Annotated in this window: 15 protein-coding genes; 13 read left to right on the top strand and 2 right to left on the bottom strand. The window is 64.9% G+C overall.

Going from position 1 to position 16,972, the window contains the following annotated elements; translation table 11 throughout:
- Nucleotides 1-293: 293 nt before the first annotated feature.
- The 5 genes from L858_RS0108780 to trxB all read left to right on the top strand — a co-directional run bounded on the left by L858_RS0108780 (nucleotide 294) and on the right by trxB (nucleotide 5,726).
- Nucleotides 294-1,703 (top strand): circularly permuted type 2 ATP-grasp protein, encoded by a 1,410-nt coding sequence (locus L858_RS0108780; protein ID WP_022682780.1) that lies wholly within the window; start codon nucleotides 294-296, stop codon nucleotides 1,701-1,703.
- A 262-nt stretch (nucleotides 1,704-1,965) separates the two neighbouring features.
- Nucleotides 1,966-2,898 (top strand): alpha-E domain-containing protein, encoded by a 933-nt coding sequence (locus L858_RS0108775; protein ID WP_022682779.1) that lies wholly within the window; start codon nucleotides 1,966-1,968, stop codon nucleotides 2,896-2,898.
- 15 nt (nucleotides 2,899-2,913) lie between these two features.
- On the top strand, nucleotides 2,914-3,786 hold the full coding sequence (locus L858_RS0108770; protein WP_022682778.1) for a transglutaminase family protein: 873 nt from the start codon (nucleotides 2,914-2,916) through the stop codon (nucleotides 3,784-3,786).
- Between the two features lie 25 nt (nucleotides 3,787-3,811).
- Nucleotides 3,812-4,549: a proteasome-type protease gene (locus L858_RS0108765; protein ID WP_022682777.1), complete on the top strand. Its 738-nt coding sequence runs from the start codon at nucleotides 3,812-3,814 to the stop codon at nucleotides 4,547-4,549.
- Nucleotides 4,550-4,763: 214 nt separating this feature from the next.
- Complete coding sequence (trxB, locus tag L858_RS0108760; protein ID WP_022682776.1) at nucleotides 4,764-5,726, top strand: thioredoxin-disulfide reductase; 963 nt, start codon at nucleotides 4,764-4,766, stop codon at nucleotides 5,724-5,726.
- A gap of 156 nt (nucleotides 5,727-5,882) precedes the next feature.
- Here the strand turns inward: trxB and L858_RS0108755 are convergent, their stop codons facing one another.
- Together L858_RS0108755 and L858_RS0108750 are read right to left on the bottom strand one after the other, a co-directional pair.
- A complete protein-coding gene (locus tag L858_RS0108755; RefSeq protein WP_028055963.1) occupies nucleotides 5,883-6,173 on the bottom strand; it encodes an acyl carrier protein in 291 nt (96 codons plus the stop codon).
- A 27-nt stretch (nucleotides 6,174-6,200) separates the two neighbouring features.
- Nucleotides 6,201-7,208, bottom strand: coding sequence for a GNAT family N-acetyltransferase (locus L858_RS0108750; protein ID WP_022682774.1), 1,008 nt, complete (start codon nucleotides 7,206-7,208; stop codon nucleotides 6,201-6,203).
- Between the two features lie 47 nt (nucleotides 7,209-7,255).
- On the opposite strand from L858_RS0108750, the gene L858_RS0108745 reads away from it, so the two are divergent.
- The 8 genes from L858_RS0108745 (at nucleotide 7,256) to L858_RS0108710 (ending at nucleotide 16,968) form a co-directional block, all read left to right on the top strand.
- Nucleotides 7,256-8,809 (top strand): acyl-CoA ligase (AMP-forming), exosortase A system-associated, encoded by a 1,554-nt coding sequence (locus L858_RS0108745; protein WP_081643329.1) that lies wholly within the window; start codon nucleotides 7,256-7,258, stop codon nucleotides 8,807-8,809.
- Nucleotides 8,806-10,038 (top strand): pyridoxal-dependent decarboxylase, exosortase A system-associated, encoded by a 1,233-nt coding sequence (locus L858_RS0108740; RefSeq protein WP_022682772.1) that lies wholly within the window; start codon nucleotides 8,806-8,808, stop codon nucleotides 10,036-10,038. Before L858_RS0108745 ends, L858_RS0108740 begins: the two co-directional genes overlap by 4 nt.
- A gap of 133 nt (nucleotides 10,039-10,171) precedes the next feature.
- Complete coding sequence (locus tag L858_RS0108735) at nucleotides 10,172-10,819, top strand: XrtA/PEP-CTERM system exopolysaccharide export protein (RefSeq protein ID WP_022682771.1); 648 nt, start codon at nucleotides 10,172-10,174, stop codon at nucleotides 10,817-10,819.
- A 2-nt stretch (nucleotides 10,820-10,821) separates the two neighbouring features.
- Nucleotides 10,822-12,333, top strand: a complete 1,512-nt coding sequence (locus L858_RS0108730) for an XrtA system polysaccharide chain length determinant (protein WP_022682770.1) — start codon at nucleotides 10,822-10,824, stop codon at nucleotides 12,331-12,333.
- Nucleotides 12,334-12,346: 13 nt separating this feature from the next.
- Entirely contained in the window at nucleotides 12,347-13,264 is a 918-nt protein-coding gene (locus L858_RS0108725; protein ID WP_022682769.1) for a P-loop NTPase, read from the top strand.
- Nucleotides 13,264-14,844: a hypothetical protein gene (locus L858_RS0108720; RefSeq protein ID WP_022682768.1), complete on the top strand. Its 1,581-nt coding sequence runs from the start codon at nucleotides 13,264-13,266 to the stop codon at nucleotides 14,842-14,844. The genes L858_RS0108725 and L858_RS0108720 overlap by 1 nt, the downstream gene beginning before the upstream one ends.
- Nucleotides 14,845-14,875: 31 nt before the next feature.
- Complete coding sequence (locus tag L858_RS0108715) at nucleotides 14,876-16,114, top strand: XrtA/PEP-CTERM system-associated ATPase (RefSeq protein WP_022682767.1); 1,239 nt, start codon at nucleotides 14,876-14,878, stop codon at nucleotides 16,112-16,114.
- A gap of 8 nt (nucleotides 16,115-16,122) precedes the next feature.
- On the top strand, nucleotides 16,123-16,968 hold the full coding sequence (locus L858_RS0108710; protein WP_022682766.1) for an XrtA system polysaccharide deacetylase: 846 nt from the start codon (nucleotides 16,123-16,125) through the stop codon (nucleotides 16,966-16,968).
- Nucleotides 16,969-16,972 lie beyond the last annotated feature (4 nt).

Raw genomic sequence — 16,972 nt, 5'->3', positions numbered from 1 at the left:
CGACACGCGGATTATGATTCCGCTGCTCTAACCAGCTGAGCTACTCCGCCCCATGGGCAACCCGCGAGGGGCAATGCCCTGCGGTGAGGCGGCGCTATAAGCAGCGGGAGCGGGCCGGTCAACGGGGTTTGATGCGCCGTCGATAAATCTCTTTGCCGGCATGCTTTTCACAAGGGCGCGGAAAATATGCGCGGCACGATGGTTACTGCGCTTTTTGCGCTTGCAATCAAAGGCCCACGTTGCACTAATGTTGCAATGCACAACCGGGGTAGCCCCGAGGGAGGATCGACGCTTTGCCCTTCCACGAAATGTTTGAGCCTGATGGTTCGATACGCCCCTGCTATGCGGAAGTGCAGAATTGGGTGGAGCGGACCGGCATCGCCGGGCTCAATCGTCGGTTGGATGAGGCAGAGGCGATCTTCCGGCGGATCGGCATCACCTTTGCCGTCTATGGTGAGGGCGGCGATCCGGAGCGGCTGATCCCGTTCGACCTGTTGCCGCGCATCTTCACCGCGCAGGAATGGCGGGTGCTGGACCGGGGCATCAAGCAGCGGGCGCGGGCGCTCAATGCCTTCCTGCACGACGTCTATCATCGCGGAGAGATCGTGAAGGCGGGGATCATTCCGGCCGACATCATCTACCAGAACAGCGCCTATCTGGCGGAGATGGCGAACTTCACGCCGCCGGGGAAGGTCTATAGCCATATCGTCGGCATCGACATCGTGCGCACCGGACCAGCACGGTTTGAGGTGCTGGAGGATAATTGCCGCACGCCATCGGGCGTCTCCTACATGCTCGAAAATCGGGAGATCATGACGCGCATGTTCCCCGAACTGTTCGGACAGGGGCTGGTCGCGCCGGTCGATGATTATCCCGCCGAATTGCTGAAAAGCCTGAAGGAAGTCGCGCCGCCTGCGTGCAAGGGCGATCCGGTGGTGGTGGTGCTGACGCCGGGTTCGCTCAACAGCGCCTATTATGAGCACAGCTTCCTTGCCGACCTGATGGGCGTGGAGCTGGTGGAGCCGGCGGACCTGTTGGTCGACGATGACCGGGTGTGGATGAAGACGACGTTGGGACCGAAAGCGGTCGATGTCATCTACCGCCGGATCGATGACGAATATATCGATCCGCTGGTGTTCAGGCCCGACAGCCTGCTCGGCATTCCCGGCATCTTCAACGTTTATCGCAATGGCGGGGTGACGCTGGCGTCGGCGCCGGGAGCGGGGATCGCGGACGACAAGGCGGTCTATATCTATGTGCCCGAGATGATCCGCTTCTACCTCGGCGAGCGGCCGATCCTCGACAATATCCAGACATGGCAGTGCGGCAAGCCTGACGAGTGCGCCTATGTGCTGGAGCATCTGCAAGAGCTGGTGGCCAAGGAGGTGCATGGATCGGGCGGTTACGGCATGTTGATCGGGCCGAAATCCACGCGGGAGGAGATAGATGCCTATGCCGCGCGGATCAGGGCCAATCCGGCCGAGTTCATCGCGCAGCCCACGCTCGACCTTTCCACCGTGCCGACGCTGGGGCCGGCGTCTATCGTCGGGCGGCACGCAGATTTCCGGCCTTATTGCCTGGTGGGCAAGCAGATCCGGCTGGTGCCCGGCGGGCTGACGCGGGTGGCGCTGACCGAAGGGTCGCTGGTGGTGAATTCCAGCCAGGGGGGCGGGGTCAAGGATACGTGGGTGTTGCAGGAATGAGGATGGACGCACGCATATTTGCTCCAGGAGGGGCTGCAAATGGCACTGTTCTGCGCTTCCGGTGCTCACGTGCCATGAGCACGCTGCGCTCCGGTTCTCAAACAGCACCGTTTTCGCCTCCTCCTGAAGCAAATCTACGCACATCCATGGGGACGCCCCGCCGACATCCGTTCGCCCTGAGCTTGTCGAAGGGGTTTCTTTTCTTGAATGGGCGAGAAAGGCCTCGACAGGCTCAGCCCGAACGGAGGGGAGGAAACTCCGCATGCTGAGCCGGACCGCCGAAAATCTCTTCTGGATGGCGCGCTATATGGAGCGGGCGGAGGCGACGGCGCGGCTGCTCACCATGGGGCAGCGCATGGCGATCCTGCCCGGCGCGCATCATCGAGAGGAATGGCGATCCGTGGTGCGGGCGACCGGCGCGCTCAATCATTTTCCGGACGACCGGCAGGTGACGGAGAGTGACGCGGTCGAGTTCCTGATGCTCGACCTGGACAATCCCTCCTCGATCCGCTCCTGCCTGCTCAAGGCCCGCGCCAACGCCAAGTCCGCGCGAACGATGCTGACGCAGGACATGTGGGAGGCGCTGAATGAGGGCTGGCGCAAGCTCGACAGCTATGACGTGGCGGAAGCGCGGCAGCAGCTTCCGGTGCTGATCGACTGGGTGAAGACGCGGGTCATGACCTTTCGCGGCGCGGCGCATTCGGGGCAGTTGCGCAATGAGGGCCATGACTTCCTGCGCACCGGCTCCGCGCTGGAGCGGGCGCAGATGACGTTGCGGCTGCTGGACGTCAAATATTATGTGCTGCTGCCCGAAACCGAAGTGGTGGGCGGCAATCGCGACCATTATCAGTGGACGTCGGTGCTTTACGCGCTGTCGGGGGCGCGGGCTTTCCACCATGTTTATGGCGGGGCCTACACGCCCTGGCAGATCACCGATTTTCTGATGCTGAACCGGCTTTTTCCGCGCAGCGTGGCCTATTGCTACGACCAGTTGGCCTATCGGCTCAACCGGCTGGCGGGCTGGCACGACGCGCGCGCGGCTTGCCATGACACGGTGCGGCAGATGGTGACGGACCTGGAGAAGCTGGACAGCGGAGAGATATTCCGGATCGGCCTGCATGAAACCATTCAGAATGGCCTAGCGGCCACCAATCGGCTGGGGGCGGAAGTCGCCCAGGCCTATCATTTTGGTTGAGGAGGTAAGGGCAAGGTGAAACTGCTCGTCCGGCATCAGACGATCTACCGTTATCAGACGGTAGCCGGGCGGCTGGCGATGCGGCTGAAGCTGATGCCGGTCGACACTCCCGCACAGCAGGTGCTGAACTGGCAGGTCAGCATCAATGACGAGCCGGTCGAGGGATTTCGCCTGAACAGCTTTGGCGAGATGGAGGCGATCTGGATCAGGAACGACCTGATCGACAATGCCGTCATCGTCGCGGAAGGGCTGGTCGAGACGCAGGAACGGCATGGCGTGCTGGGATCGCTGAACTGCGCCGTCGATCCGCGCTACTTCCTGCGCGCGACGCGGCTGACGCAGAGTTCCGACGCGATCGAAGCTATGGTGGGCGGACTTGCGGTCGATGAAGGACCGCTGGCGCGCCTTCATGCCCTGTCTGCCGCGGTGCGCGGGGCGGTCGCCTATCGAGGCGGAGTCACGACCAGCATGACGACGGCTTCGGAGGCCTTCGCACTGGGGGCCGGGGTGTGTCAGGACCATGCGCAGGTCTTCATCGCCGGCGCTCGTGCCATGGGCCTGCCTGCCCGCTATGTCTCGGGCTATCTGCTCGCGGAGGAAGGTAATGTCCTGCACGAAACCCATGCCTGGGCGGAGGCGCTGGTGCCCGAGCTTGGCTGGGTAGGGTTCGATCCCTCCAACGGGGTTTGCGTGACGGAGCGCTATCTGCGCCTGGCGTCCGGCCTTGATGCTGACGACGCTGCGCCGATCCGCGGATGCGTCACGGTAGGCGGCGAGATCTGGATTGACGCCGACGTCCGGATCGCGCAGGCGGAGGACGGGGTGGAAGAGCGCCAGTTGCAACAGCAGCAGCAGCAGATGGCCCGGCTGACCACCGCGCTGGAGTGACGAACGACAGGGAGCCCGGCGGGCGATGACCTATTGTGTGGCGGTGCGCGTCGATGAGGGGCTGGTCATGCTGTCCGACACCCGCACCAATGCGGGAATGGACAATATCGCCCGCTTTCGGAAGAGCTTCACCTACAGCGTGCCAGGCGAGCGCGCGATCGTGATGATGTGTTCGGGCAACCTGTCCATTACGCAGGGCGTCAAGGCGATGCTGGGCCGGGCGATCAAGGATTCACAGCTGGACCCGGACATAGAGACGATCCTGAACTGTCCGACGATGCACCGCGTCGCGCAGATCGTGGGCGAGGGCATGTGCACCATGCAGGGCATCTATCGCAGCACGATCGAGATGCAGGGTTCGGGCGCGGATGCCTCCATTCTGGTGGCGGGGCAGCGCAAGGGGGGCAAGCCGCGCGTCTATCTCATCTACTCCGCCGGCAATTTCATCGAAGCGACGGAGGACACGCCCTTCTTCCAGATCGGCGAGCATAAATATGGCAAGCCGATCCTCGACCGGATCATCAAGCGCGGCACCAGCCTGGAGGACGCGACCAAGGCGGTGCTGGTGTCGATGGATTCGACGCTGCGATCGAACCTGTCCGTCGGCATGCCGCTGGACCTGACGGTGATCGAGCGGGACAAGTTCGACTTCCGTACCCGCACCCGGATCGAGGCGGACAATGAGGAGTTTCAGCTGCTTTCGCATAGTTGGTCGGCGGCACTGCGGCGCGGGTTCGAGGACCTGCCGAACGTGATCGATTGAGCTGTTTTCGTCGTACCGGCGACAGTCGGGATGGCGAACCTGAAGAATGCCTGCTCCTGCGTGCGCAGGAGCAGGCTTTGCCAAATTGGCGGGCCACTCGACGCAGACCCACTTCCCGACGCCCAAGCAAATCCATCGGGACGATGGGCTTGCGCGTTCAGCCCCGAGCCTTATTTCATCGCGACGAACGAATCTTACAGGCCGGGGACATCAGATGACCGCAACCCATTCCACTCGCATGCTGATCCTGGGCTCCGGCCCGGCGGGTCTGTCGGCCGCCATCTATGGCGCGCGAGCGGGTCTGGCGCCGATCGTCGTGCAGGGGATGCAGCCGGGCGGTCAGCTGACCATCACCACCGATGTCGAAAATTACCCCGGCTTCCGCGACGTGATCCAGGGGCCCTGGCTGATGGAGCAGATGCAGGCGCAGGCCGAGCATGTCGGCGCGCAGATGATGTACGACCAGATCGTCGATGTCGATCTGTCGGAACGGCCCTTTCGCCTGACCGGCGACAGCGGCACGCGCTATTTCGCGGACAGCCTGGTGATCGCCACCGGCGCGCAGGCGAAATGGCTGGGCGCCGAGGGCGAGCAGCTGCTGCAGGGCAAGGGCGTGTCGGCCTGCGCGACCTGCGACGGCTTCTTCTATCGCGGCAAGAAGGTGGTGGTGATCGGCGGCGGCAACACGGCTGTCGAGGAGGCACTGTACCTCACCAATCACAGTCATGACGTGACCCTGATTCATCGCCGCGATTCGCTGCGGGCGGAGAAAATCCTGCAGCAGCGGTTGTTCGCCCATCCCAATATCAAGGTGCTCTGGAACCAGGCGGTGGAGCGCTTTGTCGGCGGCGGCAATCCGGAAGGGCTGGTCGGCGTCGATCTGATCGACACGGTAACCGGCCACAGGTCGCATGTCGAAACAGATGGCGCCTTCGTCGCGATCGGGCATCAGCCGGCGACCGAGCTGTTCGTCGACAAGCTGCCGATGGACGAGGGTTATCTGCTGGTTGAGAAGGGCACCACCAAGACCGCCGTTCCGGGGGTGTTCGCGGCGGGTGACGTCAGCGACAAAATCTATCGTCAGGCGGTGACGGCGGCCGGCATGGGCTGCATGGCGGCGCTGGACGTCGAGAAGTTCCTGGCGGAGGCGGACTTCGAGGCGGTTGCGGCGGAGTGAAGGCCGTTTGAGATTATGAGGTTCGTCATCCCCGCGCAGGCGGGGATCCATCTCCCGGCCGAAGCGCCTGATGCAGCGTTGGGAGATGGGTTCCCGCTTTCGCGGGAATGACGAAAGAAGATTGGTTACGCTGCAGGAGCCGTCGGAGCCCTAACCTCAGCCTTCTACCTTCGCCTTCGCGAACGCGACCAGCGTTCCGAATGTCTCGAACGTGTCGCCGTCGATATCGTCATCCTCGATCAGGATGTCGAAGCGGTCTTCCATTTCGGTAAGCAGACCGGCGACCGCCATGGAGTCCAGCTCCGGCAGAGCGCCAAACAGCGGCGTGTCGGCATTGAACCCGTCCACGCGCTCCTGCGAGAGGGACAGGACGTCGCGCAGCAAGCTGCGCATCCGCGTTTCGATATTCATTGGCTGGTCGACCAGTTGAGAATTTCCTGCCCGCATGGTGGGCGCCTACTAGTCGTTTCGGGCTCAACCTACAAGCGCGGAAATGGCGGTACGCGCGGCAGGCAGCCAGGTTGAGGCGAAGCGCGGGTTGAAGAAGTCGAGCCGATGCAGCGTCGTCCGCTCCTCCATCCAGTCGCTCTTATACCCATTGTCGCCGGTGCCATAGTCGATCAGTGCGACCCGATCTCCATCGATCGCGTCGGCGAACATGGCGTGGCTGAGCAGGGTGCCGGGGGAGGCGCCGTCAAAGGCCTGGTCATGGGCGAGCTTGTGGATCAGCGCGACGCCATTTTCCACCGTCCAGAATTGCGCCGCCACAGGCTGATCCTCCAGCCGGACAAATCCCAGACGCAGCGTCCCCGCTGCGCCTTCCCGCTGGGCCAAGGTGCGCAGGAAATTCAGATTGGGTTCGGGCTGTTTCCAGCTGCGCGCATGGACGGCGGCATAGTCACGCCAGAGCGCGTCCGTCAGTTCTCGGCCGATGCTGAGGGTGAAGCGGCTGGCGCGCGCCTTGCGCTGGACCAGGTTGCGCAGGCGGCCGGGGCGCGCCGCCCAATATTCCGCGAAGCTGCGGCCATTCGGGCGCAGCAGATAGCGGCCGCCCATGGGCCGCTTGAGGCCGAACCATCCGGCCCGGCGGAATGCGTCAATCAGCAGCGCTGCATCCTCCGTCACGGGATAGAGATCGACCTGAGCACCGTCCTTCAGCAGATTTTGCGCCAGCACCTCGACCAAACGCCGCCGGGTGAGCGCATCGGGCGAACCGAAGAAGATCGGACCCCATTCGAAGCTGTACCAGTTGGCGAGCGCACTCAGCCGCCGCTGATCGGGCGCAAGGAGGAACAGCCAGGCTTCCGCTTCATCTTCCATCGCGCGCAGGATGCGAACCGGTACGCCGTCGAAACAATGATCGTGCAGCGACTCGAGCCAGTCGATCCGGTCGAACAGCGATGCGGTGGATCCACGATCGAGGCGGGTTCCAATTGCTTCGCGCGCGCGGGCCAAGCTCTGATATTCCCTTGTGACGAGCAACGCACTATCTCCCCGGAGCATCATGACCGTAGAGGAAAAGTCTGGAGATGGAGTTAAGCGATCCCATGGCTGATGCGCTGCCTCCTTGCGTGATCGACGGTGCGGCCGTGCTGCCGATCGATCATGTGCTGTTGCATGGTGAGCCAGCGCGGCCCGCGCTGGATGGCCGGTCGGGCTTGCAGAGTTTCGGCGAACTGGAACTGACGCTGGGGCGGCTCGCGGGGTGGCTGGCGGGCTTTGGACTGGAGAAGGGCGCGCGCGTGGCGAGCTGGATCGCCAAGGGACCCGTCGCGGCCCTGATGCCGCTTGCCGCGCCGCGCGCCGGGCTGGTGCATGTGCCGATCAATCCGTTGCTCAAACATGCCCAGGTCGCCCATATATTAGCGGATAGCGGCGCGGCGCTGCTGATCGGCACGGCGAGCCGGCTTGCGACGCTCGCGCCCGAGGACATGCCCGAAGCCTGCGAGGTCCATCGCGAGGATGACGCCGCCGCCGCCATGAGCGGGGGAACGGCGCTTCCTCCCTCGAACGCCAGCCCTGATGATCTGGCAGCGATCCTCTATACCAGTGGGTCGACAGGGCGGCCCAAGGGCGTGATGCTGAGCCACGCCAATCTCTGGCTGGGCGCGGTGTCCGTGGCCGGATATCTCGGAATGACGGCGCAGGACCGGACCCTCTGCGTGCTGCCGTTCAGCTTCGATTATGGGCAGAACCAGCTGTTTTCGACATGGGTTGCGGGGGGCTGCGTTTATCCGCTCGATTATCTGACGCCGCGCGATGTGCTGAAGTCGGTCGACCGGCGCGATATCACCACTCTTGCCGGGGTACCGCCGCTTTGGGTGCAGCTGGCCGAGCTGGACTGGCCGGAGGAGGTGGCGAGCAAGCTCAAGCGGCTTACCAATAGCGGCGGGGCGCTGACGCGGCCCTTGGTGGCGAAGCTGCGATCGCTGTTTCCGCAGGCGGAACTCTATCCGATGTACGGCCTCACCGAAGCGTTCCGCTCCACCTATCTGCCGCCTGCGCTGGTGGAGAGTCATCCGGACAGCATGGGGTCGGCGATCCCGCATGCCGAGATATTGGTCGTGCGCCCTGACGGCAGCCTTGCCGACGATGATGAGACGGGTGAGCTGGTTCATTGCGGGCCGCTGGTCGCGCACGGCTATTGGCGCGATGCTGCGCGCACGGCCGAGCGGTTCAAGCCCGCGCCGCCGGCCTCGCGCTATGGCGGCACGGCGGTCTGGTCCGGGGACACTGTGCGCCGCGATGCGCAGGGTCTGCTCTATTTCGTCAGCCGCGACGACGCGATGATCAAGTCCGCCGGCAACCGCATCAGCCCGACCGAGATCGAGGAAGCCGCCGTTGCGGTCGCCGGCGTGGCGGAGGCGGTCGCGCTGGGCGTCAAGGATGACCGGCTGGGGCAGGCGGTGCTGTTGCTGTTGCGCGGTTCGTCGGCGGAGCTAAAGGCGGAAGTGGAGGCGCGGCTGAAGGCCGAGCTTCCCAACTTCATGCAGCCGCGCGAGATCGTCATGCTCACCGAATTTCCCCGCAATCCCAATGGCAAGACCGATCGCGTGGCGCTGGCGCGGGACTATGCCGCATGAAGCCGATGGGTCCGATCCCGCCCTTCTTCAGCGGCGAAGAGGGCATGCTGCTGATCGGGGGATGCGGGGCGGCGAGCCTGATCGATGAGGCGGGCGACACGCCGCTGTTCGTCTATGACATGGGCGTGGTCGAGCAGCAGATACGCGCGCTGCGCGACGCCATGCCGGCGAAATTGTCGATCCATTATGCGGTGAAGGCGAACCCTTACGCCCCGCTGCTGGCGCGCATGGCGGGGCTGGTCGATGGGTTCGACGTGGCGTCCGGCGGCGAACTGGCGCGGGCGCTGGAAGCCGGGATGGACGCAGCGCATGTGAGCTTTGCCGGGCCGGGCAAGCGCGACGATGAACTGGCGCTCGCCATCGATAGCGGCGCCACGATCAATCTGGAGTCGGAAGGGGAGGCCCGCCGCGCCATCGCGATAGCCGAAAAACGCGGCCGTCGACCCAAGCTGGCGGTGCGCGTCAACCCGGACTTCGACCTCAAGGGCTCCGGCATGCGGATGGGCGGCGGGGCCAAGCCCTTCGGCGTCGATGCGGAACGCGCCGCCGATCTTGCGCGCTGGGTGATCGATGCCGGCGCGGACTGGCGGGGCTGGCATATCTTTGCCGGCAGTCAGGCGCTGGACGCGAACGCCCTTGCCGAGACGCAGGCGGCGACGATCGGGCTTGCCACTCGCCTGTCGGAGGCCGTGGGCGCGGCGCCGCCGCTGGTCAATCTGGGCGGCGGCTTTGGCATTCCCTATTTTCCGGGCGACCAGCGGCTGGACATCCGGCCAATAGGTGATGCGCTCGGCCGAGTGCTGGATGAGCGCGTCGACATCTTGAGGGGCAGCGAGTTCGCCATCGAACTCGGCCGCTGGCTGGTCGGGGAGGCGGGGGTTTATCTAACGCGCGTTATAGACGTTAAGAAGAGCCAGGGCGAAATCTTCGTCGTGGTCGACGGCGGGCTGCATCATCAACTGGCGGCGAGCGGCAATTTCGGCACGGTGGTCAAGCGTAACTATCCCATCGCGGTCGCCAACCGCTATGGCGCACCTGCCGCACAGGAAGCGGTGACCGTCGTGGGGTGTCTCTGCACTCCGATCGACCGCCTGGGGGACAAGGTTGGGCTGCCGCCAGTCAATGAGGGCGACGTGATCGCGATCTTCGTTGCGGGCGCCTACGGGGCGTCGGCAAGTCCTGCCGCCTTCCTCGGACATCCTCCCGCGCACGAACTGTTACTTGGCTGATTTGCCAGCAACTTAACAACTAACGGTATCTTTACCCTTTGGGGGCAAGAAGGCGGTCGAAGCCATGTGCTCGACGGCCGTCCATCCTCCTTGGCGGGGGCCTTCAGCGCAGCCGCAAGTGAGGGATGAAGATATGCGTTTCCTGTCGGTTTCTCGGGCATTGATCGGCGCATCCTTGCCGGCCATCGCCCTTTCGGGCTGCGCTTCGGGTGGCGGCGGCGGGGCGCAACTGCCGCCTGCCTCTTTCGTTTCCACGCAGGAGGGGCCGGGTGAGGAATATGTCATCGGCCCGCTAGATGACCTCACCATCTTCGTGTGGCGCAATCCCGAACTGGGCGCGAAGGTTCAGGTGCGGCCCGACGGGCGCATTACCACGCCGCTGATCGCCGACATGCCGGCCGTGGGCAAGACGCCCAAGCAACTGGGTGACGACCTGAAGACCGCGCTTTCCAAATATATCGAAAATCCGCTGGTATCGGTGATCGTCAACAATTTCTCCGGCACGTTCAGCCAGCAGGTGCGGATCGTCGGCGCGACGGAAAAGCCGGCGTCCATCCCGTATCGCGCGAACATGACGCTGCTCGATGCGATGATTTCGGTCGGGGGCTTAAGCGAATATGCGGCGGGCAACAAGGCTCGGCTGGTGCGGTTCAACCGGGAAACAGCGAAGCAGCAGGAATATAATGTCCGCATCGGCGATCTGCTGAAGCGCGGCGACAGCAAGGCCAATGTGATGCTGGCCCCTGGCGACGTCATCATCATCCCCGAAAGCATGTTCTGACCATGGCCGCGCTTGTCGATGAGCTGCTGGTCGTTCTGCACGGCATATGGAACCGGCGCTGGCTGGCGCTGGCGGTCGCGTGGGGCGTTGCCATGCTGGGCTGGCTGGGCATCGCGCTGATCCCCAACAGCTATGAATCGAAGGCGCGGGTGTATGTGAACACCCAGTCGCTGCTGGAGGACAAGGTGGGCATCACCCAGGTCCAGTCGCAGCAGGCGCTGGATCGGGCGCGCCAGACGCTGGCGAGCACGGAGAATCTGGAGCGGGTGGTCAAGGAAACCGACCTGGCCCGCACCGTCAGCGGCCCGCGCGATCTGGCGGCGAAGATCACGATGCTGCGCGAAGGCATCACCGTGATGGCGCAGCTTGATCCCAGCATGATCGACATCAGCGCGACTTCGGCCGACGCGGGCCTTTCCGACGGGGCCAATGCGCGCATATCGCAGCAGATCGCGCAGAAGCTGATCGACATCTTCCAGGAATCGAATCTGTCCGGCGACAAGGTGGAGACGCGGCAGAGCCTTGCCTTCCTCGACCAGCAGCTGGCCGAGCGCGGCAAGCAGCTCGCCGCCGCCGAGCAGAAGCGGGTGGAATTCGAACAGCGCTATGCGGCCGTGCTGCCGGGCGCCGGTTCGATCGGCGACCGGATGAATGCCGCGCGGCAGGAAATCAACACGATCGACTCGCAACTCATTCAGGCGCAGAGCGGCCTCAGCGCCATGAATGGCCAGCTGGCCGGCACGCCGCAGACGTTGCCGGGAGCGGGCGCTTCGGGCGGTCCTTCGGCATTGGCGCAGGTGCAGGCGGACCTCGCCTCCATGCGGGCGCGCGGCTATACGAGCAACCATCCCGACGTGATTGCGGCGCAGCGGCAGGTCGATCTGCTGCGGAGGCAGTCGGGCGGCGGCGCGGGTGGCGCGCCTAACCCGGCATGGCTCTCGATCAAGTCGATGCAGGCGGAACGCGCCGCGACCGTGCAGGGGCTTCAGGCCCGCAAGGCGCAGTTGCAGTCCGACCTCAATGCCATGATGTCGCGGCAGACTGACGAACCCGGCCTTGCAGCCGAGCAGGAGCGGCTCGACCGCGATTATCAGCTGCTCAAGACGCAATATGACAAGATGCTGGCCGATCGCGAGGAAATCCGGCTGCGCGGCGACGTGAAGACGGAGGCGGGGGCGATCCAGTTCCGCGTCATCAATCCGCCCAGCCTGCCGACCGCGCCGGCCGCGCCCAACCGGCCGCTGCTGCTGCTGGGCGTGTTGGTGCTGGCTGTCGGCGCGGGCATCGGCACTGCCTTCGCCGTGGCGCAGCTGAAGGGCAGCTTCCCCAATGCGGCGCGGCTGGAGAAGGCGATGGGCGTGCCGGTCATCGGATCGATCAGCCAGACGCTGAATGCCGCGCAGGTCGCCGCCGAACGGCAGCGCATGAAATGGTTCGCCAGCGCGAGTGGCGGTCTGGCGGGGCTGTGCCTGCTGCTGATCGTCATCGAATTTGTCCAGCGCGGACTGGCCTGAAAGGGGACGACGGATGAACAAGCATAAGTCCCTGTCCAGCGGCTCGTTGATCGAGCGCGCGACCGAGATTTACGACTTCAACGCGGCGCTGCAGGGACGTGCGGCGCCGGCGGTCGAGGTGCCGGAAGACGAGGCGCTGGTGGAGCTTGCGCCGCAAGCACCGGAGATCGCTGCTGCGCAAACCGGCTATCGCGCGCCCGACTGGAGCGGCCCGGTGCAGCCGATCGACCGCATCGCGCTGGTCGAGGCGGGCTATCTGCTGCCGGACGGGCCGGTAACCGCCATGAGCGAGGAGTTCCGGCTGCTGAAGCGCGATCTGCTCGCCGCGCTGGCGGGCCATGCGCGGGGCAATCGCGTGCTCGTGTGCTCGGCGCATAGCGGAGATGGCAAGAGCTTCACCGCGATCAATCTGGCGCTCAGCCTAGCGGCGGAAAAGGACCGGGAAATCCTGCTGGTCGATGCGGACTTCGGCAAGCCCGGCATTCCTGAAGCACTGGGCCTTACCGCCGGACCGGGGTTGATGGACGCGCTGGCAGATCCTGCGATCACGATCGAGGATTGCGTGCTGCGGACGGATATCCCGTCGCTTTCGGTTCTTCCTGCCGGTCAGCGGAGCAACAACGACACCGAATATCTCTCCTCCGCGCGGACGGAGATGCTGCTGGGTCGCCTGACCGAGGGGCGGCCCGAGCGCATCATCCTGTTCGATTCGCCGCCTTTGCTGGCGGCGTCGGCGGCGTCTGTGCTGGCGAGCCATGCCGCCATCGCGCTGCTGGTGGTGCGGGCGGACCGCACGGCGGAAGGTGCGCTGCGTGAGGCGGCGGCCATGTTGAGAGGCGGGCCGGACGTCAGGCTGCTGATCAACGGGGTGCGTTTCGCAAGTGGCGGACGGCGCTTCGGCAGCTATTATGCCAAGGGGCAGGCCGACTGATGCGTGCTTCCCATTTCCTGATGAGCACTGTGGGCTTCTGGCTGCTTGCCGTTCCCGCCCACGCGCAGGAGCGGCGAAAGGTGGAGGTCGCGCCTTATCTCGGCATCGACCAGGTCGTAGTCGCGCCGATCGAGGGCGGCGGCGACGTGCTGACCTACACCAATGTCACGGCGGGCGTGACGGCGAGCGTGCAGACGCGGCGGTTGGAGGTCGGCGCGGACGTTCAATATAATCACAGCTTCGGCTGGGGCGAGCAGCTGAGCGATCAGGACGTCATCAGCGGCATCGTCGCTGGCCGGCTGGCGGTCGCGCCGGGCCTTGCGCTGAACGCGGGGGCGATGGCGACGCGCGTGCGGACGGATGGTCTGTCGGGCGCGGCGGTCCGCAACGACGATCTCACCAGTCAGGTTTATGCCGCCTATTTCGGGCCGTCCTATGCCGGGCGGGTGGGCGATCTCAATGTCAACGCCAGCTACCGGCTCGGCTACGCCCGCGTCGATGATGATGTGAATGTCGGCCCGTTCCGCGGTGGCGGTTTCGCTGAATCCTGGACGCATGACCTGATGGGATCTGTCGGCGTCTCTCCCGGTGTCTGGATGCCGCTCGGCCTCGTCGCCAGCGCAGGCTACAGCCGTGAGGAGGCGAGCCAGCTCGACCAGCGGTTCGAGGATAAATGGGGCCGGCTCGACGCGACACTGCCGATATCGCCCACGCTCGCACTGGTCGGCGGGGTCGGTTATGAGGATATTGCGATCAGCCAGCGCTCCCCCTTGCTCGACAGCAATGGCGCGCCGGTGATCTCATCCAGCGGCCGCTATGTCACCGATGAAAGCTCGCCCCGGCAGCTGATCTACGAATTCGATGACATCATATGGGATGTTGGCGTCCTTTGGCGCCCCAGCCGCCGCACTTCGCTCGAAGCGCGGGTCGGGGAGCGCTATGGCGGCATGACCTACTCCGGCAGCTTCATCTGGCACGGCCGCAACCAGTCCCTGGCGCTGGTGGTGTTCGACGGGATCGACAGTTTCGGCCGGGTCATCACCTCCAATGTCGCGTCGGTGTCGGGAAGCGATCTGAATGTGGTCCGCAATCCCTTCACTGGTGATTTCACCGGCTGCGCCTTCTCCGTCACGGGCGGTGGGCAGTGCTTCAACGACGCCCTGTCGGGCATCACCGCCGCCAACTTCCGCTATCGCGGCGTCGCGATGCAATATGCGGCGGAGCGGGGGCCTTGGGCGATGGGGGTCGGCCTTGGCTATTCGCAGCGCAAGTTCGTGACACCTTCGGGCGAGACGGTCTTCGTGCGCGGAACGCGGGACCAGAATTGGTATGGCAACGCCTCGCTTACCTATCATGTCGACCGCCAGTCGAGCATCGATACCGCGGTCTATGTCAATTATTTCGACGCCAGCGGCGCGCGGCTCGACGTGCTGAACCTTGGCGCGTTCACCAGCTATTACCGGCTGGTCAGCCGCAACCTTCAGGCATCGGCGTCGGTCGGCGTGGACAGTGCTAAGGCCGACGACCTGGATACCGTGATCAGTGCCATGGGCCAGATTGGCCTGCGCTACAATTTCTAAGCAAATGCCCGGTCGGGTGGAGAGATAGAGTATGTACGATCAGTTCTACGGCTTGCAGGGACGCCCGTTCCAGCTGACGCCGGACCCGCATTTCTATTTCGAAAGCGCGACCCACCGCAAGGCGCTATCCTATCTGGGGTATGGCCTGGCGCAGGGGGAGGGCTTCATCGTTATCACCGGCGACATCGGCGCGGGCAAGACGACGCTGGTCGGGCACCTGATGAACACGGTCGATGCGGCGCGGCTGACGGCGGTGAAGATCGTGTCGACGCAGGTCGAGGGCGACGACATGCTGCGCCTTGCTGCGCAAAGCTTCGGACTTGCCGTCGACGGCATGCCCAAGGCGCAGATATTGCGCCAGATCGAGGGCTATCTGCACACCCAGGCGCGCGCCGGCAAGCGCACGCTGCTGATCGTGGACGAGGCGCAGAACCTGCCGATCTCCGCGATCGAGGAACTGCGCATGCTCTCCAACTTCCAGCTGGGCGGACAGTCGCTGTTGCAGATCTTCCTGCTTGGACAGCCGGAGTTTCGCGAACTGGTGAAGTCGCCGGAACTGGAGCAGCTGCGCCAGCGCGTGATCGCCACCCACCATCTCGATCCCATGATGCGGCGGGAGGTCGAGCCCTATATCCTCCACCGCCTGTCGCTGGTCGGCTGGAATGGGGAGCCGCAGTTCACGGCCGAAGCCTTCAACGCCATTTATGCCGCGACGGGCGGCGTGCCGCGCCGGATCAACGTGCTGACCAGCCGGGTGCTGCTGCTGGGCGCGCTGGACCAGCTGTCGGTGATCGATGCCGATGCGGTCTATGCGGTGGTCGCGGACATGGGGGCGGACGCCGATGTGACGCCGCAGCCGATGGCGCATTCGGTTCTGGACGAGGCCGAGGAACTGGTCGAGCTGGTTGCCGCGCCGCAGCCAGTCGCGGCTGACCCGGCGCTTTCGGGTGAAGTGACGGCGCTTCGCGCGGAGATTGACGCGATGCGCAAGGCTCGGCCGGAACCCGCCGCTGGTCTGCGGGAAGAGATCGCTTCGTTGCGCGCGGAGATTGAAACGCTGCGGGCCGAGCAGGATTTCGCGCGGGTCGTGCCGAGCGTCGATCCCGAAGCCGTGAAGGACTGTTTCGCGCTGGTCGAGGAGCGGCTTTCCACCCTGGAATTTCGCGTGACGGAGCAGGATACGGCGCTGCGTCGGGTGCTGACGCTGCTGGTCGAATGGGTGGAGCGTGAGGAACGGATGAGCGACGCGCCGCACAGCGCCGCCGCCTGACGAAGCCTATGCGCAATGCGCTTTCCGTCGATGTAGAGGACTGGTTCCAGGTCGGCGCGTTCGAGCGCACGATCCGGCGCGAGGATTGGGCGAGCCTTGGCCATCGCGTCGAACGAAACACCGACGCGGTGCTGGCGCTGTTCGACGAGGCGGGGGTGAAGGCGACCTTCTTCACCCTGGGCTGGGTGGCGGAGCGCTATCCGGCGCTGATGCGGCGGATTGCCGCTGCTGGCCATGAGGTGGCGAGCCATGGCTATGACCATGCCCGCGTCTTCACCTTCACGCCGGAACAGTTTCGCGACGACCTGCGCAAATCGCGGGCGGTACTGGAGGATGCGAGCGGGCAGGCGGTGATCGGCTATCGCGCGCCGAGCTTTTCGATCGACCGGCGCACGCCATGGGCGCATGCGGTGCTGGCGGAGGAGGGCTATGCCTATTCCAGCAGCGTCGCCCCTGTCCGACACGATCATTATGGCTGGCCGGAAAGCCCGCGCTTTGCCTGGAGGCCGGTCGAGGGATCGGCTCTGGTCGAGCTGCCGGTGACGACGGCGCGACTGGCGGGGCGAACGCTTGCGGCAGGCGGCGGCGGCTTCTTCCGGCTGCTGCCCTATCGCTTTTCGCGCTGGGCGATCGGCCAGGTGAACGGGCAGGAGCAGCGGCCGGCGATCGTCTATTTCCATCCGTGGGAGATCGACCCGGATCAGCCCCGCGTCGATGCCGCGCCTTTGCGATCACGGCTGCGCCATTATAGCAGGCTGTCGGCCATGGCGGGCAAGCTGCGCCGCCTGATGCAGGATTTCGAATGGACGCGAGTCGATGCCCTGGTGCGCCAGGAAGCGGAGCGGGCATCGTGAGTGC

This window comes from Sphingobium bisphenolivorans (assembly GCF_000412635.1).
Classification (GTDB): Bacteria; Pseudomonadota; Alphaproteobacteria; order Sphingomonadales; family Sphingomonadaceae; genus Sphingobium; species Sphingobium bisphenolivorans.
Note: the sequence above shows the minus strand (reverse complement) of the source record. Positions and strands in the feature narration are given on the sequence as shown.